The sequence below is a fragment of the Thermobispora bispora DSM 43833 genome, from assembly GCF_000092645.1.
Taxonomy (GTDB): Bacteria; Actinomycetota; Actinomycetes; order Streptosporangiales; family Streptosporangiaceae; genus Thermobispora; species Thermobispora bispora.
This window is the reverse complement of sequence record NC_014165.1, coordinates 427,077-451,658: the sequence shown is the minus strand read 5'-3', so window position 1 is coordinate 451,658 and position 24,582 is coordinate 427,077. Positions and strand designations below refer to the sequence as shown.

At 69.7% G+C, this 24,582-nt stretch carries 22 protein-coding genes, 2 rRNA genes and 1 pseudogene; 8 read left to right on the top strand and 17 right to left on the bottom strand.

Annotated features, from left to right (window positions below; all coding sequences use genetic code 11):
• Nucleotides 1-163 precede the first annotated feature (163 nt).
• The 6 genes from TBIS_RS02020 to TBIS_RS01995 all read right to left on the bottom strand — a co-directional run bounded on the left by TBIS_RS02020 (nucleotide 164) and on the right by TBIS_RS01995 (nucleotide 9,201).
• Nucleotides 164-844, bottom strand: coding sequence for a hypothetical protein (locus tag TBIS_RS02020; protein ID WP_013130662.1), 681 nt, complete (start codon nucleotides 842-844; stop codon nucleotides 164-166).
• Between the two features lie 231 nt (nucleotides 845-1,075).
• Nucleotides 1,076-1,795, bottom strand: coding sequence for a YwiC-like family protein (locus TBIS_RS02015; RefSeq protein WP_013130661.1), 720 nt, complete (start codon nucleotides 1,793-1,795; stop codon nucleotides 1,076-1,078).
• 551 nt (nucleotides 1,796-2,346) lie between these two features.
• On the bottom strand, nucleotides 2,347-2,646 hold the full coding sequence (locus TBIS_RS02010; RefSeq protein ID WP_013130660.1) for a hypothetical protein: 300 nt from the start codon (nucleotides 2,644-2,646) through the stop codon (nucleotides 2,347-2,349).
• 713 nt (nucleotides 2,647-3,359) lie between these two features.
• Nucleotides 3,360-6,400 (bottom strand): 23S ribosomal RNA (locus TBIS_RS02005).
• A 173-nt stretch (nucleotides 6,401-6,573) separates the two neighbouring features.
• Nucleotides 6,574-8,110 (bottom strand): 16S ribosomal RNA (locus TBIS_RS02000).
• Together the 16S and 23S rRNA genes form the textbook arrangement of a ribosomal RNA operon.
• Nucleotides 8,111-8,352: 242 nt before the next feature.
• The gene (locus tag TBIS_RS01995) at nucleotides 8,353-9,201 is read right to left on the bottom strand and encodes a hypothetical protein (protein WP_013130659.1); all 849 of its coding nucleotides are present in this window, start codon (nucleotides 9,199-9,201) and stop codon (nucleotides 8,353-8,355) included.
• Nucleotides 9,202-9,473: 272 nt separating this feature from the next.
• Here TBIS_RS01995 and TBIS_RS01990 point away from each other — a divergent pair, with 272 nt between their 5' ends.
• The 3 genes from TBIS_RS01990 to crcB are packed head-to-tail and all read left to right on the top strand — an operon-like array spanning nucleotide 9,474 to nucleotide 10,689.
• Nucleotides 9,474-9,974 (top strand): FluC/FEX family fluoride channel, encoded by a 501-nt coding sequence (locus tag TBIS_RS01990; protein ID WP_013130658.1) that lies wholly within the window; start codon nucleotides 9,474-9,476, stop codon nucleotides 9,972-9,974.
• The gene (locus tag TBIS_RS01985) at nucleotides 9,971-10,318 is read left to right on the top strand and encodes a DUF190 domain-containing protein (RefSeq protein ID WP_013130657.1); all 348 of its coding nucleotides are present in this window, start codon (nucleotides 9,971-9,973) and stop codon (nucleotides 10,316-10,318) included. The genes TBIS_RS01990 and TBIS_RS01985 overlap by 4 nt, the downstream gene beginning before the upstream one ends.
• Complete coding sequence (crcB, locus tag TBIS_RS01980) at nucleotides 10,315-10,689, top strand: fluoride efflux transporter CrcB (protein ID WP_013130656.1); 375 nt, start codon at nucleotides 10,315-10,317, stop codon at nucleotides 10,687-10,689. The genes TBIS_RS01985 and crcB overlap by 4 nt, the downstream gene beginning before the upstream one ends.
• 26 nt (nucleotides 10,690-10,715) lie before the next feature.
• Here crcB and TBIS_RS01975 read toward each other — a convergent pair whose 3' ends face one another.
• Entirely contained in the window at nucleotides 10,716-11,321 is a 606-nt protein-coding gene (locus TBIS_RS01975; protein ID WP_013130655.1) for a CBS domain-containing protein, read from the bottom strand.
• Nucleotides 11,322-11,683: 362 nt separating this feature from the next.
• On the opposite strand from TBIS_RS01975, the gene TBIS_RS01970 reads away from it, so the two are divergent.
• Entirely contained in the window at nucleotides 11,684-12,265 is a 582-nt protein-coding gene (locus TBIS_RS01970) for a CBS domain-containing protein (RefSeq protein WP_013130654.1), read from the top strand.
• A 44-nt stretch (nucleotides 12,266-12,309) separates the two neighbouring features.
• Here TBIS_RS01970 and TBIS_RS01965 read toward each other — a convergent pair whose 3' ends face one another.
• The 4 genes from TBIS_RS01965 to TBIS_RS19255 form a co-directional block, all read right to left on the bottom strand.
• Nucleotides 12,310-12,759, bottom strand: a complete 450-nt coding sequence (locus tag TBIS_RS01965) for a DUF2267 domain-containing protein (RefSeq protein WP_013130653.1) — start codon at nucleotides 12,757-12,759, stop codon at nucleotides 12,310-12,312.
• Nucleotides 12,760-13,061: 302 nt separating this feature from the next.
• A complete protein-coding gene (locus TBIS_RS19495) occupies nucleotides 13,062-13,289 on the bottom strand; it encodes a hypothetical protein (RefSeq protein WP_013130652.1) in 228 nt (75 codons plus the stop codon).
• Nucleotides 13,286-13,543 carry a hypothetical protein gene (locus tag TBIS_RS19490; RefSeq protein ID WP_013130651.1) on the bottom strand — a complete coding sequence of 86 codons (258 nt, stop codon included), beginning with the start codon at nucleotides 13,541-13,543 and terminating at the stop codon, nucleotides 13,286-13,288. The genes TBIS_RS19495 and TBIS_RS19490 overlap by 4 nt, the downstream gene beginning before the upstream one ends.
• On the bottom strand, nucleotides 13,540-14,721 hold the full coding sequence (locus TBIS_RS19255) for an XRE family transcriptional regulator (RefSeq protein WP_013130650.1): 1,182 nt from the start codon (nucleotides 14,719-14,721) through the stop codon (nucleotides 13,540-13,542). Before TBIS_RS19255 ends, TBIS_RS19490 begins: the two co-directional genes overlap by 4 nt.
• Before the next feature lie 417 nt (nucleotides 14,722-15,138).
• Here TBIS_RS19255 and TBIS_RS01950 point away from each other — a divergent pair, with 417 nt between their 5' ends.
• The gene (locus TBIS_RS01950) at nucleotides 15,139-16,467 is read left to right on the top strand and encodes an extracellular catalytic domain type 1 short-chain-length polyhydroxyalkanoate depolymerase (RefSeq protein WP_013130649.1); all 1,329 of its coding nucleotides are present in this window, start codon (nucleotides 15,139-15,141) and stop codon (nucleotides 16,465-16,467) included.
• Nucleotides 16,468-16,621: 154 nt separating this feature from the next.
• Here the strand turns inward: TBIS_RS01950 and TBIS_RS01945 are convergent, their stop codons facing one another.
• The 4 genes from TBIS_RS01945 to TBIS_RS01930 all read right to left on the bottom strand — a co-directional run bounded on the left by TBIS_RS01945 (nucleotide 16,622) and on the right by TBIS_RS01930 (nucleotide 20,086).
• Nucleotides 16,622-17,740, bottom strand: a complete 1,119-nt coding sequence (locus TBIS_RS01945; protein ID WP_013130648.1) for a HesA/MoeB/ThiF family protein — start codon at nucleotides 17,738-17,740, stop codon at nucleotides 16,622-16,624.
• A gap of 349 nt (nucleotides 17,741-18,089) precedes the next feature.
• Nucleotides 18,090-18,896 (bottom strand): AfsR/SARP family transcriptional regulator, encoded by an 807-nt coding sequence (locus tag TBIS_RS01940; RefSeq protein WP_013130647.1) that lies wholly within the window; start codon nucleotides 18,894-18,896, stop codon nucleotides 18,090-18,092.
• Nucleotides 18,897-19,089: 193 nt separating this feature from the next.
• Nucleotides 19,090-19,422 (bottom strand): divalent-cation tolerance protein CutA, encoded by a 333-nt coding sequence (gene cutA, locus TBIS_RS01935; protein WP_013130646.1) that lies wholly within the window; start codon nucleotides 19,420-19,422, stop codon nucleotides 19,090-19,092.
• A 211-nt stretch (nucleotides 19,423-19,633) separates the two neighbouring features.
• Nucleotides 19,634-20,086 carry a DoxX family protein gene (locus TBIS_RS01930; protein WP_013130645.1) on the bottom strand — a complete coding sequence of 151 codons (453 nt, stop codon included), beginning with the start codon at nucleotides 20,084-20,086 and terminating at the stop codon, nucleotides 19,634-19,636.
• Nucleotides 20,087-20,419: 333 nt separating this feature from the next.
• On the opposite strand from TBIS_RS01930, the pseudogene TBIS_RS20195 reads away from it, so the two are divergent.
• A pseudogene (locus tag TBIS_RS20195) lies at nucleotides 20,420-20,977 on the top strand (maleylpyruvate isomerase N-terminal domain-containing protein); the annotation flags it as partial.
• Nucleotides 20,923-21,354: a hypothetical protein gene (locus tag TBIS_RS20190; RefSeq protein WP_425263892.1), complete on the top strand. Its 432-nt coding sequence runs from the start codon at nucleotides 20,923-20,925 to the stop codon at nucleotides 21,352-21,354. The pseudogene TBIS_RS20195 and the gene TBIS_RS20190, both read left to right, overlap by 55 nt.
• Nucleotides 21,355-21,615: 261 nt before the next feature.
• Here the strand turns inward: TBIS_RS20190 and TBIS_RS01920 are convergent, their stop codons facing one another.
• Entirely contained in the window at nucleotides 21,616-22,578 is a 963-nt protein-coding gene (locus tag TBIS_RS01920) for an LLM class F420-dependent oxidoreductase (protein WP_013130644.1), read from the bottom strand.
• 245 nt (nucleotides 22,579-22,823) lie between these two features.
• Complete coding sequence (locus tag TBIS_RS01915) at nucleotides 22,824-23,912, bottom strand: NADH:flavin oxidoreductase/NADH oxidase (RefSeq protein WP_013130643.1); 1,089 nt, start codon at nucleotides 23,910-23,912, stop codon at nucleotides 22,824-22,826.
• Between the two features lie 129 nt (nucleotides 23,913-24,041).
• On the opposite strand from TBIS_RS01915, the gene TBIS_RS01910 reads away from it, so the two are divergent.
• Nucleotides 24,042-24,389 (top strand): ArsR/SmtB family transcription factor, encoded by a 348-nt coding sequence (locus TBIS_RS01910; protein ID WP_013130642.1) that lies wholly within the window; start codon nucleotides 24,042-24,044, stop codon nucleotides 24,387-24,389.
• Nucleotides 24,390-24,582: the final 193 nt, after the last annotated feature.

Sequence of the window (24,582 nt, the reverse complement as noted above, 5' to 3'; positions counted from 1 at the left end):
CACGGGCATCGGAGCCGGCCGCGCCCGGCGACGCCGAACACCCGCCCATCACCCGCAGGGCACGGCCGGAGGGCCGTACCCGGCCTGTCGCCGTGACGGCCTGTGGTGATCGGTCGCCTCGGGTGACCCGCTCGCGCACCGGCTGCCGGCGTCGCCGCCGAGGTCACGGCGTCTCGGCGGCCGGTCGGCTGCGGCGCCGCGTGACGACGAAGTGGGCGACGATGAGGGCGATGCTCACCGCCGCCGCGGTCCACACGATCGTCTTCCCTATGGCCTGGACGACCTCGTTCCTGCCGGGTGGGAGCACGATCATCTGTACGGCGGCGCCGACCGGCACGGTCAGCCGCGCGAGCAGGCCGAGGGCCCCGGGCCACCTGGCGCAGGCGCCGATCGCCCCCAGGGGCGCTCCGAGCACGATGGCCGCGGTCCCCCACACGAGCTCGTCCGCGCCGAACCAGGGCGTCTGCCCGCCGTCGGCGATGGCCTCCCCGATGCCGTAGGCGATCGTGGCCGCGATCAGGGCCAGCGCGGCGGCGGTGGCACCGAGCGCCAGTCCCGAACGGCGGCCGCCGTCACCGCGCGTGACCGCCCAGCCCACCACGACTCCACAGCCTGCCCAGGCCCAGCCGGAGTCGAGCAGCACGCTGATGATCTCCGCGTACGACCAGCCGCTCTCGGTGTAGGCGCGACTCTCGAGATCGGCGTGGCTGAGCGAGAGCGCGTTCATGAACGCGGTCGCCGCGCCGAAGCCCGCTCCGATCGCCAGGGCGCCCGCCAGTGAGCCCAGGATGCGGACCGCACGCGAGGATCCCTGCAACCGATCAGCTCGCTGACTCTTGATCATGCTGCCTTCCTACCACACGGATCACGAAGCCGCGCCGGCGCGGATTCCTCGGGCTCCGCGGCTCGCCCGCGCGGTGATCCATCCCGAATGGTGACCGGCCAGCGTCTCCCCCGGGTACGGGTCACGGCGGTGTGCCCGGAGGCCGCGGCCGGGCGGGCCGGCCGGGCACCCAGGCGGTCGGACAGGCGGGCCACGGCGTCTCCGGCCGCCGCCGGCATGGCCGTCCGGGCCTCAGATCAGGGCGATGCAGGTGAGGAGCAGCACCGAGTTGACGACCTCGGTGACGCCGATCTGCTTGGCGGTGAGGCCGTGCCGGGGGAACAGGACCGCGCGGGCCAGGAACCAGGCGAACAGCACACCGGCCCACGGGCTCAGGTACGCGGCGACGGCGAGCGCGACCACGTGGTAGCCGATCGACCAGCGATAGTAGGCCACGTTGCCGCGCTCGCGGATCATGGTCTTGACGTACGGCACGGTGCCGGCGAAGTATGCGGCGCACAGCAGGAACGGGACGAGCACCGCGGACGGCGGCGTGTCCGCGATCGTGGCCACGACGAACACCATGAGGCAGCTCTCGGCGATCGAGGCGAGGTCGTTGGCGAGATCGCGTTCCCGGCGCCGCCACGCGTACCAGGCGTTGATCGCGAACAGCACGGCGTAGGCCGGGGCGTACCAGAGCACGCGCGGCGCCGCGACCACGACGACGAGCAACAGCGGCGCGGCGATCAGGCCGTAGCCGAGGAGCTGGTCGCGGTACCGCCGAGGGCGGCGGGACTTGAGGGCCTGGAAGACGAAGTAGGACAGCAGGTACCCGGCGATCCAGGCGCCGAGCAGGGGCACGGCGGGCCAGTGGAACCCGGCGGTGAGGAGCCCGGCCAGGTACGGCACGGCGAGCATCGCCCATGCGCCGTGCTGGGGTGGCACGAACCGCCGCAGACGGCGTCCCGCCATGGGGCGTTCCGCCGCGGAGCGGGACGCCTTACCGGTCCTATCGGGCGCGGATGCAGCATGGTCCATGGTGCGCTCCGTGATCCGTGGAGATGCGCGCCTTCGTCGCGCCGGGTGCGCTCGGCCGGTGGCCGAACGCACCGACGGCCTGGTGCCAGGCTAACGAAGGGGGTCCTCAGCCGGTCTGCGAGCCGTGGGAGGCTCACCGCCCGCCGTCGTCACTCAGACGAGCAGGACGAGTGCGGCGCGCCGATCTCCTGACCATCCACAGGAACGGGCCGAGCGGGTTCGCCCGCTCGGACGACGCGCTGAACGGTAGGCGCGGGCCACTGGGCCATGTCCTCGGCTCGGGGCCACCGTCCCGGGGGGTGCCCGGGCTGCCGGACCCGGTACCATCGCCGGCTCCATGCCTTGGATCGGCACTTCCCCACCCCGGGGGCGGACCACGATACGGCCCGCAAGGGAGCGACAACACATCGGCCGAGCCATGCGGAGGCATCGGCATTGACGCGTTGCACGCGGCCGAAGACCTCTGGGTCGCGCCGGATGGCGCCTCAGTCAAAGCCGCGGTGGGCCGCCCAGAGCTGCGCCGCCCGGTCGGCCGCCCGCTTGATCAGGTCGGCGAGCTCGGGGCGGCCGGGGACCCGGAAGGACGTGTACGCGCCCGGGCCGCCCGCGACGGGACGGCCGTAGGCCTTGGCGGCAAGCCGACCGTCCGGCAGCAGCCGCACGTTGAGCGTGGTGAGGACGTACTCCACGTCGCGCCGGGAGTCCGTCCACCGCAAGGGCTCCGGGATCTCGACGTTGATCGCCAGCGCGGTCACGTTCACATCAGGCGGGCTCTCTGTGGTCATCCCTGTATCGTCCCAGCCCCGCCGCGGTGCCGACTAGGAGATCGCCCCGGGGCGGTCAAGCGGTCCATGCTGAGGGCGGCCGCCCACGTCGTGACCGCGTGTCAGCGGAAACCCAAGCCCTGGAGCTCGTACGGCTCTGCGTAGTGGCCGCGGGCAGCCATCAGCCCGGCGCGGCCGCCCACCTCGACGACACGGCCGCGGTTCGAGGACGACGACAAGGTCCGCCGTGACGACTGTGGCGAAGCGGTGGGTCACCGGCAGCGTGATACCGCCGCGGCGGCCCGGGCTGCGCCGGCGTAACGCTCGACGAACGCATACTCGATCGCGGCGTCCAAGGCGGCTGTGGGCTCGTGTTCGCCGGCATGCTCTCCCGCGTATCGGACGCGGCCGCTCAGCGGCTCGTCACCGGATACCGATCGGCGTTTGTACACCCTGGGGCGAACCGGGATGGCCTGCACGCGAGCGCCATCGCATCGGCCGAGCGCTGCCGAGGCGTCGGTCCCCCGGTGCCGAGGACCGGCGAGGTGGATCAGGTGAACGATCGGTGGGGTGATCAGACAGCGTCGGTGCCGGAGCAGCGGCTGTGGGCAATGCCCAGGATGGTGCGATGCCGCACTACGCACGATGCGCGATGTGCGGGCAAAAATAAAAAGCCCCACGATGTGGGGCCTTTTATGACGCCTTTTGAGAACGCATAGGGTGTCGCGGTGCGGAAGAGCAAGCCTCTCGGCTTATTAGTACCGGTCGGCTCCACACGTTACCGCGCTTCCACCACCGGCCTATCAACCCAGTCATCTACTGGGAGCCTTACCCGGTTAACCCGGAGGGAGACCTCATCTCGGGGCGGGCTTCCCGCTTAGATGCTTTCAGCGGTTATCCCAACCGAACGTAGCCAACCAGCCGTGCACCTGGCGGCACAACTGGCACACCAGAGGTTCGTCCGTTCCGGTCCTCTCGTACTAGGAACAGCCCCCCTCAAGTCTCCTACGCGCGCAGCGGATAGGGACCGAACTGTCTCGCGACGTTCTAAACCCAGCTCGCGTACCGCTTTAATGGGCGAACAGCCCAACCCTTGGGACCTACTCCAGCCCCAGGATGCGACGAGCCGACATCGAGGTGCCAAACCATCCCGTCGATATGGACTCTTGGGGATGATCAGCCTGTTATCCCCGGGGTACCTTTTAGCCGTTGAGCGACGGCGCTTCCACTCGCCACCGCCGGATCACTAGGCCCTGCTTTCGCATCTGCTCGACCCGTCGGTCTCACAGTTAAGCCCCCTTGTGCCCTTACACTCAACGCCTGATTTCCAACCAGGCTGAGGGGACCTTTGGGCGCCTCCGTTACCCTTTAGGAGGCAACCGCCCCAGTCAAACTACCCACCAGGCACTGTCCCCGATCCCGATAAGGGACCCGGGTTAGACGTCCGAAACAGCCAGAGTGGTATTTCAACGGCGACTCCACGGACACTGGCGTGCCCGCTTCACAGTCTCCCACCTATCCTACACAAGCCATTCCAAACGCCAATGCCAAGCTGCAGTGAAGGTCCCGGGGTCTTTCCGTCCTGCTGCGCGTAACGAGCATCTTTACTCGTAGTGCAATTTCGCCGGGTCCGCGGTTGAGACAGTGCCCAGACCGTTACGCCATTCGTGCAGGTCGGAACTTACCCGACAAGGAATTTCGCTACCTTAGGATGGTTATAGTTACCACCGCCGTTTACCGGCGCTTAGGTTCCGAGCTTCGCAACCCCGAAAGGCCGCTAACCCGTCCCCTTAACGTTCCGGCACCGGGCAGGCGTCAGTCCGTATACTTCGTCTTACGACTTCGCACGGACCTGTGTTTTTAGTAAACAGTCGCCTGGGCCTATTCTCTGCGGCCCCCACCAGCTTCGGCAGCACGTGCCTACACCAGCAGAGGCCCCCCTTCTCCCGAAGTTACGGGGGCAATTTGCCTAGTTCCTTAACCGCGGTTCGCCCGAACGCCTCGGTATTCTCTACCTGACCACCAGAGTCGGTTTAGGGTACGGGCCGCCATAGCGCTCGCTAGAGGCTTTTCTCGGCAGTAGAGGATCACCCACTTCGCCACAATCGGCTCGGCATCGCATCTCGGGCTTAACACGGGGCGGATTTGCCTACCCCGCACCCTACATGCTTACCCCAGGACAACCACCGCCTGGGATGGGCTACCTTCCTGCGTCCCCCCATCGCTTACCTGCCACCGAAGCGGCAGAACGCGCCACGGCGGGTACGGGAATATCAACCCGTTGCCCATCGACTACGCCTATCGGCCTCGCCTTAGGTCCCGACTTACCCTGGGCGGATCAACCTGCCCCAGGAACCCTTGGTCATCCGGCGCAGAAGTTTCTCACTTCTGAAACGCTACTCATGCCTGCATTCTCACTCGCACGGCGTCCACGGCTGGGTCACCCCGCCGCTTCACCCGCCGCACGACGCTCCCCTACCCGTCCCCCGCACACGCGGAAGACGCCACGGCTTCGGCGGTGTGCTTGAGCCCCGCTACATTGTCGGCGCAAAACCACTAGACCAGTGAGCTATTACGCACTCCTTAGAGGATGGCTGCTTCTAAGCCAACCTCCTGGCTGTCACAGCGGCTTCACATCCTTTCCCACTCAGCACACGCTTCGGGGCCTTAGCCGGTGATCTGGGCTGTTTCCCTCTCGACCACGAAGCTTATCCCCCGCGGTCTCACTGCCACGCTCACACTTACCGGCATTCGGAGTTTGGCTGACCTCAGTAACCTGTGAGGGCCCATCGGCCAACCAGTGCTCTACCTCCGGCAAGGACCACGTGACGCTGCACCTAAATGCATTTCGGGGAGAACCAGCTATCACCGAGTTCGATTGGCTTTTCACCGCTACCCGCAGGTCATCCCCCAGGTTTGCAACCCTGGTGGGTTCGGGCCTCCACCCAGTCTTACCTGAGCTTCACCCTGCCCACGGGTAGATCACCCGGCTTCGGGTCTGACGCACGCGACTCAACGCCCTATTCAGACTCGCTTTCGCTACGGCTCCCCCACACGGGTTAACCTCGCCACGCACGTCAACTCGCAGGCTCATTCTTCAAAAGGCACGCGGTCACATCACGACAACACCCAAAGGGCGCTGCCAAGCTCCCACGGCTTGTAGGCACACGGTTTCAGGTACTATTTCACAACCCCTCACCGGGGCGCTTTTCACCTTTCCCTCACGGTACTCGTCCACTATCGGTCACCAGGGAGTATTTAGGCTTACCAGGTGGTCCTGGCAGATTCGCACAGGATTCCTCGGGCCCCGTGCTACTCGGGAACACCCCCAGGCAGTCGGCAAGATTTCGCCTACCCGGCTCTCACGGTCTACGGCCGCCCATTCCAGAGCGTTCGGCTATCCCACCGATTTCTCACTGCCCGCAGCCCCGGCAGAGACTGCAAAGGAGCGTCCCACAACCCCGGTAACGCAACGCCTGCCGGCTTTAACACGCCACCGGTTTAGCCTCTTCCCCTTTCGCTCACCACTACTCAGGGAATCGCGATTGCTTTCTCTTCCTGCGGGTACTGAGATGTTTCACTTCCCCGCGTTCCCACCAACCGTCCTATGCGTTCAGACGGCGGCGACCCGACACAACTCGGGCCAGGTTCCCCCATTCGGAAATCCCCGGATCAACGCCTGGTAGCCGGCTCCCCGAGGCTTATCGCAGGCTCCCACGTCCTTCATCGGCTCCTGGTGCCAAGGCATCCACCGTGTGCCCTTAGTAACTTGCTCGTTCGCGCACACGCGACACCGCTATGCAGTTCTCAAGCTTCTGAGGGCGGGTTACCCGCACCCTCAGAACCCAACAGCGTGCCCACGGCCGGGAACGCCAACGGCATCCCCGGACCTCGTCTGTGGTTTGAAGTGTGTTCCATCACCGAGGTGATGGAATGAATCATCCTTAGAAAGGAGGTGATCCAGCCGCACCTTCCGGTACGGCTACCTTGTTACGACTTCGTCCCAATCACCAGCCCCACCTTCGACGGCTCCCTCCCCCAAAAAGGGGGTTAGGCCACCGGCTTCGGGTGTTGCCGACTTTCAGGACGTGACGGGCGGTGTGTACAAAGCCCGGGAACGTATTCACCGCGGCATTGCTGATCCGCGATTACTAGCGACTCCGACTTCACGGGGTCGAGTTGCAGACCCCGATCCGAACTGGGACCGGCTTTGGGGATTCGCTCACCCTCACGGGATCGCAGCCCATTGTACCGGCCATTGTAGCATGTTTGCAGCCCAGGGCATAAGGGGCATGATGACTTGACGTCGTCCCCGCCTTCCTCCGGGTTGACCCCGGCAGTTCCCCATGAGTGCCCGGCATAACCCGCTGGCAACATAGGGTGGGGGTTGCGCTCGTTGCGGGACTTAACCCAACATCTCACGACACGAGCTGACGACAGCCATGCACCACCTGTGCTGGACGCCCGAAGGCACCCCGCATCTCTGCGGGATTTCCCAGCATGTCAAGCCCTGGTAAGGTTCTTCGCGTTGCATCGAATTAAGCAACATGCTCCGCCGCTTGTGCGGGCCCCCGTCAGTTCCTTTGAGTTTTAGCCTTGCGGCCGTACTCCCCAGGCGGGGCGCTTAATGCGTTAGCTACGGCACGGAGATCACAAAAGATCCCCACACCTAGCGCCCAACGTTTACGGCGTGGACTACCAGGGTATCTAATCCTGTTCGCTCCCCACGCTTTCGCTCCTCAGCGTCAGGGACGGCCCAGGGAGCCGCCTTCGCCACCGGTGTTCCTCCCGATATCTGCGCATTTCACCGCTACACCGGGAATTCCACTCCCCTCTGCCGCCCTCTAGCCTGCCCGTATCGACTGCAATTCCACGGTTAAGCCGTGGGCTTTCACAGCCGACGCGACAAGCCGCCTACGAGCCCTTTACGCCCAGTAACTCCGGACAACGCTCGCGCCCTACGTATTACCGCGGCTGCTGGCACGTAGTTGGCCGGCGCTTCTTCTGCAGGTACACGTCAACTTCGTCCCTGCTGAAAGAGGTTTACAACCCGAAGGCCTTCATCCCCCACGCGGCGTCGCTGCGTCAGGCTTCCGCCCATTGCGCAATATTCCCCACTGCTGCCTCCCGTAGGAGTCTGGGCCGTGTCTCAGTCCCAGTGTGGCCGACCGCCCTCTCAGGCCGGCTACCCGTCATCGCCTTGGTGGGCCGTTACCCCGCCAACTAGCTGATGGGCCGCGAGCCCATCCCTGGCCGGAACCCCACAAGGGGGAACCTTTCCACCACCATCCCATGCGGGAAGTGGTCGTATCCGGTATTAATCCCAGTTTCCCGGGGCTATCCCGGTGCCAGGGGCAGGTTGCTCACGTGTTACTCACCCGTTCGCCGCTCGGCTCCACACCCGAAGGTGCGGTCCTCGCTCGACTTGCATGTGTTAAGCACGCCGCCAGCGTTCGTCCTGAGCCAGGATCAAACTCTCCAGTCGAGGTCTCGTAACACAGGGCACGCTGTTGAGTTCTCAAGGTGCGGGAGGCTCTCGCCTCGTCGCCCGCAGGGCCCGTGCGGAACACCCTCTCGGATCGATCTCCTTGGGGGTTCCTCCGCGCGTTCCCCGCGCGCTGTCAGTAGAAGAGGGTAATCATCTCCGCGCAAGATGCAAATCGAGCCGGGCGCGTCGCGGCGATTCCCTCGATGACCTGGGGAAACGCCGGCACCGTGTGTCACGGCTCAGCGGCCGGACGCGGCGAACAGGTAGCGGCCCGCCACGTAGTTGAGGACGCGCCGGGCGGGCCGGAAGCCCTCGGCCACCTCGGGCAGCACCGCGAGCCGCGCCGAGCGCACCGGCGCGAGCTCCCAGGCCCGGCGGTACCAGTGGGAGCCGAGGTACTCGAGCATCTCCACCGCCGGCTCCTCGGCCGCCGTCCCGGCCGGCTCCCCGGCCCACGGCTCGGCCGCGCCCCGGACGGTGAACCACAGCGCGGTGGCGTCGACCCCGCCGAAGACGTGCCGGATCGCGTATCCCGGCAGGACCCCGGCGAGGAAGAGCGCCACGTCACCCAGCCGGCGCAGCACCCCCGGCCGGTCGGTCTCCGGGACCGCGTCGAGGATCTCGGCGAGCCGCGGCAGGTCCAGCTCGGTCAGCTCGCGCAGCCGCTCCCCTTCTTCGGTCCGCACCCAGTACCGGCCGCCGGTGACCCGGACGAAGGAGGAGAGCAGCTCGGCGAGGAACAGCCGCCGCGACGGGGACTCCAGGAACCCGGACATCTGCCGGACGTCGGCCGCCGGCACCCGCGGATACGGAACCGCGCCCCGTACGGCGAGCTCGGCGGCCGCCCGGTGCACGGCGGCGGCGAACAACAGGAACGGCGAGATCGCGGTGAGATCCCGGGACGCCGATCCGGATCGCCCGAACAGCACGGCGAAGACCCTCGGGTGATCGAGCAGATCCGGGATGATCGCCGGGTCGCGCCGTAACTCCGCCGCTCCGCCCTGGTGACCCGCGGCTTCGGCGAGCAACTGCAGATCAGCCTCGGTGAGATGCTCTGCATAGATGTCGCCAACGTATGCGGCGTCCATAACCCCACGCTATGTCCCGAAATGCACCATTCGGTGTATGGCGTTGTCCCCGCATTCCCGCGGGTCCACACCACTGGGATTCCCCGGCCGCCGATGCGATTCCCGGCCGCGCGCCGTGATCCGTACCCCGGCCCATCCCCGGGAGGGCGAGGCACCGGGCAGACCGGAGAATGGACCGGTCACCGCCGCCGGAAGGGGCGGGCCGAGGACGGCGTGCTCACCGCTTCGGCCACCCCGCTCCCGCGAACCCCGAGGAGGAGAGGAGCCGCCGCATGAGGAGGCGAGCCCATCGATCGGGCGGCCGCATCCGGCGTGCCGTACCGTCGCCGCGGCGTGCGGCCGGCACGGCACCGGCCCGGACCTGGGACGTGCTGGCGGTGATCGGGCTCGGCGGCGGCATCGGGAGCGTGGCGCGCCACCTCGCCGGGGCCGCCATCCCGGCCCACCCGTACGGGTTCCCCTGGGCGACCTTCCTCGTCAACGTCACCGGCTGCCTCGCGATCGGCGGGCTCATGGCCGTGGTGGACGCGCTGCCGGGCCGCCGCTACCTGCGCCCGTTCACCGGGGTCGGCCTGCTCGGCGGATACACGACGTTCTCCACCTACGCCAACGAGCTCGTGACCCTCGTCCACCACGGCGCATGGGCGGTCGCGGGCGGGTATGCGCTCGGCAGCATCCTCGCCGGGCTCGCCGCGGTCCGGCTCGGGAAGGACGCGGCCGGCGCGGCCATCCGGCGGGCCGCGCACCGGCGGCGCAGAGGAGGAGCACCATGAGGCAGCAGGCCCGGCGCTTGATGATCTTCATCAACGAGAACGACCAGTACCACCACCGGCCGCTGTACGCGGAGATCGTGGACCGCGCCCACCGGATGGGGCTGGCCGGGGCGACCGTGCTCCGCGGGATCGAGGGCTACGGGCACTCATCCCAGATCCACACCAGCAGGCTGCTCTCGCTCAGCGAGGCGCAGCCGGTCACGATCATCATCGTCGACGACGCGGAGCGGATCGAGGCGTTCCGCCTCGTCCTCGACGAGCTCATCACCGAGGGCCTGGTCGTCTGCGACCCGGTGGAGGTCCGCCGCTACCCCGCGGCCGGGCAGGCGGAGGAGAGGGCATGACGACGATCCTGCTCGTCTTCGCCGGCGGGGCGATCGGGGCGCCCGCCCGTTACCTCACCGACCGGTTCGTCCAGCGGCGCCTCGGCGGCGTCTTCCCCTGGGGCACGCTCACCGTCAACGTGACCGGCTCGTTCCTCCTCGGGTGCCTGCTCGGGCTGCAGTTCGCCCGCGGCCTCCCCGATGGAGTGACCACGCTGCTGGGGACCGGCTTCTGCGGGGCGTTCACCACGTTCAGCACCTTCGGGTACGAGACCGTGCGGCTGCTCGAAGAAGGGTCGACGTGGGCGGCCGGCGTCAACGCGTTCGCCGGCCTCCTGCTCGGAGTGCCGGCTGCCGTCACCGGCCTCCTGCTCGCCGGTGTGCTCGGCTGAGCCGACCGCCCCGCCGTTTTCCCCCTTCACCACCCGCCGCCGCGGAGGACGACATCCACCACCTCCGGCACCGAGCGGGCGATCATCTCGGCCTTGCGGGCGGCACTCGCGTCCGCCGCATCGCCGTACAGCTCGACGACCCCGTCGTGCACGGCCACCCGCCAGGCCGACGTCTCGTCCGAGTCACGCAGCGCCGCCAGCACGTCGTCGCGGATCCTCGCGTCGCCGTACGCGACCATCCCCATCAGGTCCCGGCGGCTCACGATGCCCGTCAGCTGCTCGCCCCGCAGAACGGGGACGCTCTTCACCCCCATTGTGATCATCAGGTCCACGGCGGCCATGACGTCGTCGTCCTCCTGGACCGTCCGGACGTTCGGCGTCATGACCTCCTCGATGCCCGGCGAGGGCGCGAGATCGACCGGGGCGCTGGGGCGGAGGAAGACCCTCCGGTCCGTGTCGAACTCCCCGCGCAGCAGGTCCATCTCGCTGATGATCCCGACCATCCGGCCCTGCTCGTCGACGACTGGCGCCGCGGTGATGTCCTTGTCGTACAGCAGGCGGATCGCCTGCCGGACCGACCAGGAGACCGGAACGGTCACCACCGGCGAGGTCATCACCTCGCGAACGAGCATCGGGATCACCCCTCCCTGTCCGAATTCCACACCGTGCGGGCGCGCGTCCCAAGGGACGAAAGCCCATCGCCGTGGGCCGAAAGTCCCGGCGGCCCGGCCCGGGACCGGTGATGGTCCGGCCCGGAGGCGCGGGCGCCCGCCCGGCCTCGCCCGCGGGCGCGAACCTCCGGCCGGACCGCGGCTCGGCACCGGGGCCCGGCGATGCGGAGGCCGGCGCACCCGGGACGTCCGCGGGACCGGCGGGGACCTTGGTCCCTGGGCGGGCGACGGCGGCGTGCATAACCTCGGCGGCAGCGAGCAGCAAGCCCTATGCCGGGTTCCCCGGCGGTCTGCGTCCGCGGACTCCGCTCCGAGAGGTGGCCATGTTCGTCTACGAGGTGATGCGCACCCCGGTGATCACGCTGCGCCCGGACGACACGGTGCGGCAGGCGATCCGGGTCCTGTACGGCAACCACATCACCGCGGCCCCGGTCGTGGGCGAGCGCGGCGAGCTGGCCGGCATGGTGAGCGAGATCGATCTGCTCACCGCGGAGCTCAGGGCGGCGAACACCCTGGACCGGAACTTCCCGGAGACGTCGCTGCGCGTCGCCAACGTCATGAGCCGCACCGTGGTCACGGTCACCGAGGACACCGAGGTTTCCGCCCTCCTCGACCTCATGATCAACATGCGGGTGAAGACCGTGCCCGTGATCCGCGGCTTCGAACTGGTCGGCATCGTCACCCGCCGCGATCTCATGGCGATGCTCGCCACGCCCGACGAGACCCTCCGCGACGTGATCGTCGAGCTGCTGCGCCGGGAGTGCCCGGCCGCCGCGTCCTGCGACGTGGTCGTGCGCGACGGCGAGGTGGAGCTCCGCGGCGGCCTGGGCGAGTGGGACAGCAGGGAGGCCGAGGAGCTGATCCGGACCGTTCCGGGGGTGGTCCGGGTGACCCGGGCCGGCTGAACGGCCCGGAGCCGGGCGGGCCGGGCGGCCGGACCGGTCCCGCGTCATCCCGTCCCGGCCATGGCCTTCGGCCGCAGCAGGGCGCGGACGTCCTGCGGAAGCTGGGCGAGCGCCTGCTTCACCACCGGCTCGGAGAGCTCCCGGCACAGGAACTCGGTGACCAGGGGGGCGAGCTTCGGCACGTCCGAGTGGGCGATCCGGCCGGACGTGGCGAAGTGGTCGATGAACTCCTGCCTGTCCCGCCGGATCGGCACGGCGCTCGCGTTCCAGCCGTTGTAGTAGATGCCACGGATCAGGTCGGGGAGCTGGGCGGCGAAATGGGCGCTGGCCTGCACGGTGAGGGCGTCCCGTACGGCGTGCAGCCACGTTCGCAGTAATCCGTGGACGAACTCCCGGTCCGAGGTGCCGATGGCCTCGGACAGGTGGTTGAGCCAGCGGTTCGTGGTGTGGATCGTGTGCTCGATGCTGTGCACGTGAGCCACGGAAGTGGTCATGGTCGCTCCTGTCTCGGGGTCGGATGCGATCAGGCCGTCCAGGCGTCCTTCCTGGACCGTGCCTGCCTTTTCCGCGTAGCCGTACCCCTGATGCCCGGGGTGATGCGCCTCGCCCGAGACGTCCGAGCGCGCCGGAGCCGGGCTCTCGGCCTTACCGCGCCTCCGCGCCGGGCACGCGCCGGTTCCCGGCGTACCTGCGGCTTGCATGCTCCGCGTCCCGGAGCGGCTCTCGCACCGATGCCGCCCAGGCCGCGGCCGTTCGCGGCCCCGGCACCGGCGTCATCGCAACCCCGGCACCGGCGTCACCGCTGGCCCAGATCCCGCGGGATCCGGACGTTCCGGCCCTCCTGCTGCATGCGCCGCAGCAACCTGAGCGCCTCGCTGGTCCCGCAGCAGTTCTCGATCACGCCCTCGGCGAGCAGATCCGCGGTGTCCAGCGTGGTGATCCCCTGGAACTGGGCGTACTCCCGGGCGTCACGGTCATCGGTGATCCAGTACGAACCACGGAATTCCGGCCGGTTGAGGATCACGTAGCAGGTCGCGCTTCGCCGAGGTGCTTGAGGGGCTCGTGCACCGTGCCGCCGAACACCGCGCGCCGCACCCGCTCGATCTGTTCTATTTCGTCGTCATTGTCGATCTCGATCGGCTCCCCGAGCCACCCGTCTGACGCGATGGTGTTGAGCTCCGGATAGACCTTGGCGGATCTGCTCACCTCATAGGCGATCGCCTCTGTCCAGCGGCCGCGCCCGCGCAGAATCCGCGCTAAGAGCGTCAGCTCGCTCACGGCGGCGAAGTTGCAGAGCACAGTGGTGTCGGGGAACCAGTAATAGGCCATGACGCGAGGGGAGAGTCCTCTTTCTTCCCGTGCATCACCTGCCGGAGCAGATCCGTGTCAACTCCGAGCAGGTTCGCGAGTGGGCGCAGTGTGGACTTCCCATCAGCGTACGCCTGAAACGCATCACGCACGAGCATAAACGGCATGCGGGCGCGAGATGCGGACTGAAGCCATTCCCCGAACGTTCCCGCCACTCCGGCAATGGACGCGGCGTCCCATGCCGTCAATCGCCCGAAATCCTCGCAGCGGTTGCGGTCGATGAGGCCGAGGTTGAAGAGCCGCCAGGCGAGCGTGTTAGGCGCCACCCATAGCCGGCACGCCAATGCGGCGAAATCCTCGCGAGTCCAGCGGGTGCGCGCGGCCTCGTCGCGAAGCAGCCGTGCGGGTAGGAGCAGCTCGGCGGCGAAGGCGTTCGCCAGCATCTCCTGCTTCGTCGACTTGTGCTCGCGATCGTGGATGTTCTCGTCCACGATGAGCCGCCGGTCGTCCCGGGCGAGCAGGTGACCCAGCGCGTGGGCGATGGTGAAACGCTGCCGCGTCGGGAGTCTTTGCGCAGAGAGCCGTGATGTGCTGACGACGATCAGCGGGGAATGTTCATCGGACCATACGAGGCCATCGAAGGCATTCGGACACTCATAAATACGAACATCCACACCGAATGCCTTTTCCACCGCGTCCGCGAGGTCTCTCGTCTCCCAGAAATTGATCCGCTCGCGTGCGGCGTGTTCGGCCGCTTTGCGGGCGAGATCCGTTCCTTGGTCGATGAGGGACCCACCGGTGAGCTCGAAGGCGGGCACCTCGCGCCGGTAACCGAGGAACGCGAGGTCGGCGCGCATGCGAGCGAGGCGTTCCGCTTCCTTGATGGCGGCGTCGGCCGAGGACGAGAGGGGCGCCGTGCGCGTGGCCAGGGATGGTGTGAGGGAATCCACGCCCAGCAGCCAGTCGACGGTGACCCCGCACAGGTCGGCGATCCGCGCCAGGTCGAGTGAGGTGAATCGCCTGACGCCCGAGAGGGACTTGGACATCTTGGAGGCGTCAAGGCCGACCCTGCCGGCGAACTCCGCTTGCGTGAGGCCGCTCTCTTTGATGAGTTGCCGCACTCGCGCTGCTGTGATGTCACCGGCCATGCCTCGATCCTAAGCCTCGGTTGCGAAAATCGCAACAAAATTCGATCATAAAAGATTGCGCGTTCGACCCGGCCGGCACCGCTGATATAGGGGACCGCATCTGCGACTGGAGAGATATCCGAAAAGGCAGGCACCGCGCCGGATAGAGGCGGTACCAAGGGACCGGCGGCGCCCTGGCCCACTCCGCGGCCGGCCGCGGAGGCGCTCCATCCGGGCCGTAGGCGGCACCACCGGACAGGCGTGCACGAAACTTTCATCGCACCGTCCGCGTCACGTGCGCAGATCAGCAGCTGAGCTCACCGGCGTCCACCCCGCGATCATCGGGTCCTTCCCGGTCAGAAATGTTTCGCAGATCATGCCGATAGTTTCTGACCCGCCAGTCGCGAGGGTCTCCGCGCGAGACCGGAAAGGACAGCGATGCGGAGCACAGCCGGACGGTTGGTCGCCGTGGTCATCGCGGCGCTGCTCGCCGTCGCGGGAGCGATCCTGGCGCTGCCCGCCTCGGCGGCGTCCCTGGTCGAGGTGACCGACTTCGGCCCCAACCCGACCAACCTGCGCATGCACCTCTACGTGCCGGACCGGGTCCAGCAGCGGCCGCCGGTCCTCGTGGCGGTGCACTACTGCACCGGATCGGGCCCCGCCTTCTACGCGGGCACCGAGTTCGCCTCCCTGGCGGACCGCTACGGCTTCATCGTGATCTACCCGTCCGCCACGCGGAGCGGGCAGTGCTTCGACGTCTCCTCCCCGGAGACGCTCCGCCACAACGGCGGCAGTGACTCCCTGGCGATCGTGTCGATGGTCCGCTACGTCCTGCAGCGCTACAACGCGGACCCCGACCGGGTCTACGTGACCGGGGCCTCCTCCGGCGCGATGATGACCAACGTCCTGCTCGGGGCCTACCCCGACGTGTTCAAGGCCGGGGCGGCGTTCATGGGCGTGCCGTTCGGCTGCTTCGCCACCACGGACGGCTCGAGCTGGAACAGCGCCTGCGCCAACGGCCAGCTCATCAGGACGCCCCAGCAGTGGGGTGACCTGGTCCGCGCCGCCTACCCCGGGTACCAGGGCCCGTGGCCGCGCATCCAGATCTGGCACGGCACCGAGGACAACATCCTCCGCTACCCGAACTTCCAGGAGCAGATCAAGCAGTGGACCAACGTCCACGGGCTGAGCCAGACCCCCTCGTACACCGACCGGCCGCAGTGGAACTGGACGCGCACCCGGTACGGCGGCACCGGCGTCCAGGTCCCGGTGGAGGCGATCAGCATCCAGGGCGCCGGGCACGACCTGCCGCAGGCCGGCATGGCCCAGATGGCCATCGCGTTCTTCGGCCTCGACCAGACCGGCCCCGGCCCGTCCCCCTCGCCGTCCACGCCGGCATCGCCGTCGCCCTCGCCGTCCACGCCCGCGTCGCCGAGCCCGCAGCCGTCCGGCACCTGCCGGGTTCAGTACGACATGAACGCCTGGAACACGGGCTTCACCACGTCCGTGACCATCACCAACACCGGGAGCTCCCCGATCAACGGCTGGGAGCTGACGTTCACGCTGCCGAGCGGCCAGTCCGTCGTCTCGGCGTGGAACGCGACCATCTCGCCGTCGAGCGGCCAGGTGACCGCGCGGAACGTCAGCTATAACGCGCTGATCCCGCCCGGCGGCTCCACCAGCTTCGGCTTCCAGGGCGTCCACACCGGCAACACCGGGAAGCCGGCCTCGTTCAGCCTCAACGGCGTGTCCTGCGCGGTGAGCTGACGTAGCGACGTCCCCGCCGCCACCACCGACGGAGACACTGCCGAAGCCGCTCACCACCGCGCACCGTCGCACGGTGGTGAGCGGCGCCTGTTTCCGGGCGGGAATCGGATACCGGGCCTGCGGCGGGGACCGGATGCCGGGCGTCGCCGGCGGCTCAGGCCCCGGCGTCCCCGCACGCCGGGCAGTCCGGCCGCCGCTCGATGGAGCGGACCCGCTTGGTGAGCGACCAGAGGTCGATCTCGAGCCAGCGGTCGGTCAGCGCCGGGGGCAGCCCGACCACGACCCGGATCGCCTCCCAGGCCAGCACGCTGGCGACCAGGCCGTTCAGCACCCCGAGCCCGCCGGTGCGCTGGCGTCTCGGGATCAGGGTGATGGCCTGCGCCCGGCCGTGCTCGGCGAGGGTCACCGAGCGCACGCACTCCCAGCACGCCGAGCGGCCGGGGATCACCGTGGTCCCCACCACGCCGAGGTGGTAGGCGTACCCGCCGCCGATGATGTGCGGGATGCCCTCCCGGCAGGCCTCCGAGATCCAGGTGGCCACGTCGACCGGGCTCGGCTCGTCGGCCGCCGCGATCACCAGGTCGGCCCCGGCGACCAGGTCGCCGAGGTCATCGGGGCCGCTCATCTTCCGCATGAACTGCTCGACGGTCACGTGCGGGTTCAGGTCACCGATGCGGGCGGCCGCCGCGTCCACCTTGGACCTGCCCACGTCCTCGACCGTGAAGAGCGGTTGCCGGGCGAGATCGGTCAGCTCGACCCGGTCGAAGTCGCAGAGCCGGAGCGTCCCCACCCCGGCCAGGCCGAGCAGGTGGGCGATCCAGCCGCCGAGCCCGCCGACACCGCAGATCACCACCGTCGCCCCATCGAGGCGCCGCTGCACGTCGACGCCGCTGAGGTCCGCGAGCAGCTCCTCGTCGCAGAAGTCCTGGAAGAGGCGGAGCTGCCGGTCGTAGTAGTAGGCGCGGCGGCTGCCCAGCGTCAGGAAGTCGCCGTCGAAGTCGGACGCCTTGCTCAGCAGGCGCTCCTCCTCGAGCACCTGCAGCACCGGCCGGATCTCCTCCACCGAGGCGGCGCCCACGGCCTCGGCGAGCTCGGCCACGGTCTTCCGGCCGGTCAGCAACGGGAGCAGGCGCATGGCCCGCTCGTCGGCGCTGAACCGCTTGACGGTCCGGTCGCCGGTGCAGATGAACAGCAGCTCGTCCCCATCGCGCTGCACGATCACGCTGTCGCGCAGCCGCGGCCGCCACGTGGGTACGTCGAGACGGCTCTCCATGCCTGGATCCCGCCGGTTCAGTTGCCTATCGAGTTCGACGTGGTCACGAGCCCTACCGGCAAGGGTTCCTCGCTGATCTTCACCATGTAGGCTCCCCTCAGTCCGCGTTCACCCGGAGTGTGCCCCGGCGATCTGGCGCGACGCTGGCGCGGCGCACAGCCGCCGAACCGGTTCACCGCCCCGGTCACGGCCCACCGGAACCGCACGGACGCCGGTGGCCGGGGCCGCGGGAACGCCGGCCCGGGGCGCGGTGCCGTACCCGCACACCGCCCCGCGGTGCCGCTCTGCGGTGCCGGCCCGCGGTGGCCGGCCCGCCGCCGCGCCGCCGTACGGCCCGGCCGGGCCGGGCTCACCGGTCGCGGGGGTCGCCGAGCGCGGTCGGCGGCGGTTCGGAACGCTCCATCGGCATGAGCCCCGGGTCGGCGGCGAGGATCCGCTCGTACATCCGCTTCAGGCCCGGCCCGGGGGTGAGCCCCCAATGGCCCGCGAGCGCCTGCTGCGCCTGCTCGAAGGCGCGCAGCGCGTCCACCTGGCGGGCGCTCCGGTAGAGCGCCAGCATGAGCATCTCCCACAGCCGCTCGCGCAGCGGGTACTCCTCCACGAGCGCGTACAGCTCGGCCGCGACGAGCGCGTGCCGGCCGAGCGCGAGGTCGGCCTCGATCCGGTCCTCCAGCGCGGTGAGCCGGAGCTCCTCCAGGCGCCGCGCCTCCGCCTGCACCAGCGGGATCTCCGGCACGTCCGCGAACGCCTGCCCGCGCCACAGCGCGAGGGCGTCGCGGAAGGTCCGCGCCGCCCGCGCGTGGTCCTGCGCGGCCAGCTCGGCCCGGCCCCGGACCAGGCCCGCCTCGAACCGCCGGAAGTCGAGCGCGCCCGGCGCCACCCGGAGCAGGTAACCGGGCGAACGGGTGCCCATCACCTCCACGCCGGCGTGCAGGCGCCGCCTGAGCCGGAACACGAGCGAGTACAGCGTGGTCCGCGCGGAAGGAGGCGGGGCACCTCCCCACAGTTCTTCGATCAACCGGTCGATGGAAACGACCTGACCGGCGCGGATCGCCAGAACGGCCAGCAGCGCGCGCTGCTTCGGCGCGCGAATCTCAATGAACCGGCCGCCCCGCCATACCTGCAGGGGTCCTAAGAAACGGAAATCGAAGCCCATGCCCCCGGTCCACGGTCCCGTCAGCCTCGGTCAGCCGCCGTACGGGCACAATTTCAATATCCGCCTATTGTGCGGATAAGCATTACCGATATTTATCGTGATTGTCAAGAACATATGACCGGTTCAGGCCGTGGACTCGTCCGAAAATACGTCCGCCGGAAAACGGTGAGTATCCGCGGGACCACGCGCGGTCTTATTCCGCGGCACTCTCCGGAGCGGTTTCCCGCCTCACCCAGTCGAGGTAAGCCGCGGAGCCGTGCGTGATCGGAACCGCGATGATCTCCGGGACCTCATACGAGTGCAGCTCGGTCACGCACCGGGCGAGCTCCTCGAACCGGCCGGCCGTGGTCTTGAGCAGCAGCAGCCACTCCTCCGACCGCTCGATCTCGCCCTGCCACCGGTATGTCGAGGTGATCGGCGCCACCACCTGCGCGCACGCGGCCAGCCGGCGGGAGACCGCCTCCGTGCAGATCCGCTCCGCCTCCTCACGGCTGCCGGCGGTCACCCTGACCTCGATGCACTCCACGGCTCATCCCTCCGTCGACGACAACCCATCCGACCACATAGCGCGGCCGGGCCGCCGGGGCAACCGGCCGCCCGGCCGTCAGGACGCGCACGAGGGCCGGGCGCCGGGGGCGGCTCGGACGCCGGGGACCGGCCGGATGGGGTCGCCCGCGGCCGGCCGCGCGGCGGTGCGGCCCGCCGCATCGATCAGCGGTGGGCGCCGTTCCGGCCGGTCAGGCCCCGGCCGGCGTCGCCAGGGACGCCCTGCTGCCCTCGCGCCCGCCCTTGGCCCGGCGCGGGATCAGCCGCTCCACCGCCCACGGCCCCGGGCCGAGCACGGCGATGAGGAAGAACCCCCAGCAGAACAGCGCCGCGAGCTCACCGCCGTTCTGCAGCGGCAGCAGGGCCTTCGGCTGGTGCACGACGAAGTACGCGTACGCCATGGAGCCGGAGCACAGCAGCGCGCTCACCCGGGTGAAGAGCCCGACGAGCACGAGCCCGCCGCAGACGAGCTGGATGAGCGCGGCCCACCAGCCGGGCCAGGCGCCGGCGGGGATGGCCTGCCCCGTGCCCATGTGGCCGCCGAAGACGTTGAACAGCGACGCCGCGCCGTGGGTGAGGAACAGCAGGCCGACGACCATGCGGAACAGGGACAGCACGCCCCCGTGGAACCGATCGAGTCTCATCGTCTCCCCTCGCGCGATACGGGCTTCCCTTTCCGGCACCGGACCCGTGACATGCCCGGCAGGCCGATGGGGATCGGCGGCGTTGTCTCCCCGGTCGGTACCCGCGGCCGGTTCCGGGCTGCGCTCATCCGCGCAATGCCTGGAGAAAAAGCCGGATCGGGCACCGGCGCGTGACATCAACGGACCGGGACATCGCATTCTCCGGCCCATCGGGGATGGCCCGTCTGGGAGCGCTCGCCGGGCTCGGGCCGGTTCTCCCGGAGATTCGCCGCGCACCGCCGATCCCCGGAACACGGATACCCATCCGCCGGTGGGCTCGGCAAAACACCGGCGATGCCGTTCCGGAAAGCATTCCTTACCGGTTCGGGCGTATTCCCGGCGTCACCTGCGAATTTCAGCGGGCATCGAAGGAAAACCCGCCCTGGCGATCACCGGCCGGGGGTGAAACTTTCCCTTTCTCTGGAAAAAGGTTCGGTTTCCCGCCGGGGTGTTCCCGCCGGACGGCTCCCGTGCGAGGATTCGCCCATGGACATCGCCGGATACCTGGGGGAACTCGACCGGTCCGGGCGGCGGCTCGCCGAGGCGGCGAAGGAGGCCGGGCTCGGCGCACCCGTGCCCACCTGTCCCGGCTGGCTGATCCGGGACCTGCTGCGGCACACCGGCGGCGTGCACCGGTGGGCCACGGCGTTCGTCTCCACCGGGCGCGCGGAGCCGTACGGCCCGGATGAGCGGCGCGGCTTCTTCACCGCTCCGCCGGACGACGGGCTGCTCGACTGGTACCTCGAGAGCCACGCGGAGCTGGTGCGGACGCTGAAGGACGCCGACCCGGACCTGGAGTGCTGGGCCTTCCTGCCCGCCCCCTCGCCCCTGGCGTTCTGGGCGCGCCGCCAGGCGCACGAGACCGCCATCCACCGCGTCGACGCGGAGCTCGCGGCGGGGCACGCGATCACGCCGTTCGACCCGGCCTTCGCGGCCGACGGCTCCTGGCCGGCTTCTACGCCCGGCCCCGGGGCCGGCTGGTCGCCGACCCTCCGGTCAGCCTCGCGGCACGGGCCACCGACCACGAGGCCGCCTGGACCATCCGGATCGAGCCGGAGGGGCGGACCGTCACCTCCGGAGCCGGCCCGGCCGACTGCGTGATCTCGGGCCCGGCGGCCCGCCTCTACGTGTTCCTGTGGAACCGCACGGATTCCACCGGCATCGACGTGCAGGGCGACCGGCGCGTGCTCGAGCTGTGGCGGGAGAAGGCCACGATCGTCCTCAAGTGACCTCGCCCGCCGCCCACGCCGCCGGGCGGCCCGGACGCCGGATCCATGGGACCGGTACCCGGCCACGGACCCGCTCCTCCGTCCGCGGCCTTAGAGCGCCGCGCGCGTACGCGGACCCGGCGCGCCCATGGCACGCGGGTTCCGTACGGCCCGCGGCCCGCGGCGATCTCGCGGCGCCCGGCAGGGCGGCGCGACGCCGCCCGGGCCGGGCATGAGCGCGCGGCCGGGCGGCGGACCGGTCGCGGCCGGGCGGCGCACCGGTCACCGCAGCGCGGGGAGCAGCTCCTTCTCCGCCCAGTCGAAGAACTCCCGCTGGTGCTCGGCGTGGCCGATCTGCAGCAGGGCGACGTGGGTGAAGCCCGCGTCGACGTACCGCTGCACCGCGGCGACCACGGCGTCCACGTCCGGGCCGCACGGCACCTGCCGGGCCACATCCTCCGGGCGCACGGTCGTGGTCGCGGCCGCGAAGTTGACCGGCGCGGGAAGCTCGGACATCACCTTCCACCCGGTGACCGACCAGCGCCAGAGGCGGTGGGCGCGCTCGACCGCCGCGTCCCGGTCCCGGTCGTAGCAGAGGGCGACCTGCCCGTAGACCGGCCTGCCCTCGCCCCCGATGGACCGGTACCGCCGCACCAGGTCGCCGTCGGGATCCGCGCAGACCAGCGCGTCGCCGTACTCGACGGCGAGGTTCACCGACCGCTCGCCGGAGGCCGCGATCGCGATCGGCACCGGCGGGTCGGGCCGGTCGTAGAGTTTGGCGGACTCGAGATCGAAGTACGCGCCCCGGTAGGAGCGGTAGCCGCCCTCGAACAGATCCTTGATGATCTCGACGGCCTCCCGGAACATCTCGTGCCGGGCGCTCACCGCGGGCCAGCCGAGCCCGACGACGTGCTCGTTGAGGTTCTCCCCGGAGCCGAGGCCCAGGGTGAACCTGCCCCCGCTCAGCACGCCCATGGTGGCCGCCTTCTGCGCGACCACCGCCGGGTGGTAGCGCATGATCGGGCAGGTCACGAAGGTCATGAGCGGGATGCGCTCGGTGGCCTGGGCCACGGCGCCGAGCACGGACCACGCGTACGGCGAGTGGCCCATCTCCTCCAGCCACGGGAAGTAGTGGTCGGAGATGACCGCGAAGCCGAAGCCGATCCGCTCGGCCGTCACCGCGTCGTCCACGAGCTGCCGCGGCGGAGCCTGCTCGCACAGCAGGGTGTAACCGATCTCTGCCATACCGCGCCCGTACCCATCCCTCGGACGTCTCGGCAGGGCACGGGAGTGTTTTTGCCGTCGGCAGAGGCCGCCCGGCCGGACCGCTGCGGCGGCGCCGTTGCCGCCGCTCGCGGCCGTCGGTCCTCGTGCGGGCCGCGGTCTCGTACGGCCGCGCGGAGTTGGCGCGCGGCCCGGGATCGGTGTGGCTCTTCCCGGATCCCGGAACGCCGTCGATCTCCCCGGCGGCGCGGGCTGGGGTCGGCGGCTCAGACCGCCCGGTGGTACTGGTTGGGCCAGCCGGGCTCGGCGCCGAGCTCCCGGGCGGCGTACCGGGGCCAGTAGGGGTTGCGCAGCAGCTCCCGGCCGAGCATCACCGCGTCGGCCTTGCCCGAGGCCACGATCTCCTCCGCCTGCCGGGGTTCGGTGATCAGCCCGACCGCCGACACGGCGAGGTCGGTCTCCGCCTTGACCCGGGCGGCGAACGGGACCTGATAGCCGGGCCCCGCGGGGATGGTCACCCCGCCGGTGATGCCGCCCGAAGAGACGTCGAGCAGGTCGACGCCGTGCGCGAGCAGCTCCTTGGCGAGCCGTACGGTGTCGTCGACGGTCCAGCCCGCCCGGCCGTTCTCGGCGAGCCAGTCGGTGGCGGAGACGCGGAAGAAGACCGGCAGGTCATCCGGCCAGACCGCCCGCACCGCGTCGGCGACCTCGAGCGCGAACCGGATCCGGTTCTCGAAGGAGCCGCCGTACGCGTCGGTGCGGTGGTTGCTGTGCGGCGAGAGGAATTCGTTGATCAGGTAGCCGTGGGCGCCGTGGATCTCCACGACCTGGAAGCCGGCGGCGAGCGCCCGCCGGGCGGCCGCGGCGAAGGCCTCCACCAGCCCCTTGATCTGCTCGACGCTCAGCTCGGCCGGGACCGGGTGGCCGTCGGCGAACGGGACAGGGCTGGGCGCGACCGGCCGCCAGCCGTGGTGCTCCGGGCCGACCGGACGGCCGCCGAGCCAGGGCCGGTCGGTGGACGCCTTGCGGCCGGCGTGGGCGAGCTGGATGGCGGGGACCGCGCCGTGCTCCCGCAGGAAGCGGGTGATGCGGGCGAACGCCTCCTGCTGGCGCTCGTTCCAGAGCCCCAGGTCGTACGGGCTGATCCTCCCCTCCGGGGTGACCGCGGTCGCCTCGACCATGATCAGACCGGCGCCGCCGATGGCGCGGGTGCCGAGGTGGACGAAGTGCCAGTCGTTCGGCACCCCCTGGTCGGGGCCGGTCTCCGCGGCGGAGTACTGGCACATGGGGGACATCCACACCCGGTTGGGGATGGTCAGCCCGCGCAGCCGCAACGGCTCGAACAACACGCTCAAGGGGATCGCTCCTCCGGATCGGGCCGATGCGCCTCATCGCATCGAACTACGACGGTCATCGTACTACGAATACTGTCGAACTACGAAAGGTGTCATACAATGAGGGCCGGTCGACCGATAAGGAGAGCCGTGCCATCCGCCGCGCCGGGCCGCGTACTCGAGCACCCCAAGCCGGAGGAGATCCGGCTTGAGGCGGTGTTGCATGCGCTCGCCGACCCCGTACGGCTCCAAGTGGTCCGCCGCCTCGCCGAGCTCGGCACCGAGGCCCCTTGCTCCGCGATCGAGCTCGCGGTGAGCAAGTCGACCTCGACGTACCACTTCCGGGTGCTGCGCGAGGCCGGCGTCATCACCCAGGTCTACCGCGGCACGGCGAAGATGAACGCGCTGCGCCGCGACGATCTCGACCGGCTCTTCCCCGGGCTGCTCGACGCGGTGCTCGCCGCCGACGCCGCCCAGCGCCGGCGCACCGGCGCGTGACCGCCCCGGCCCTCGGCAGCATCCAGTGATCGGCAGCGCTTCTCCCGCATCCCGCGCGAACGCCCCGTCGCGCCTGATCCGCCGGCGGGCGCCCGGACGGCGCGGTGACCCGGCCGCCCATCGCGCATCGATGAGGCCGTGCCGCCTTGTCGCCGCCACGCAGCGGACTCCGAACCTCGTTCGTCTCGGTCGC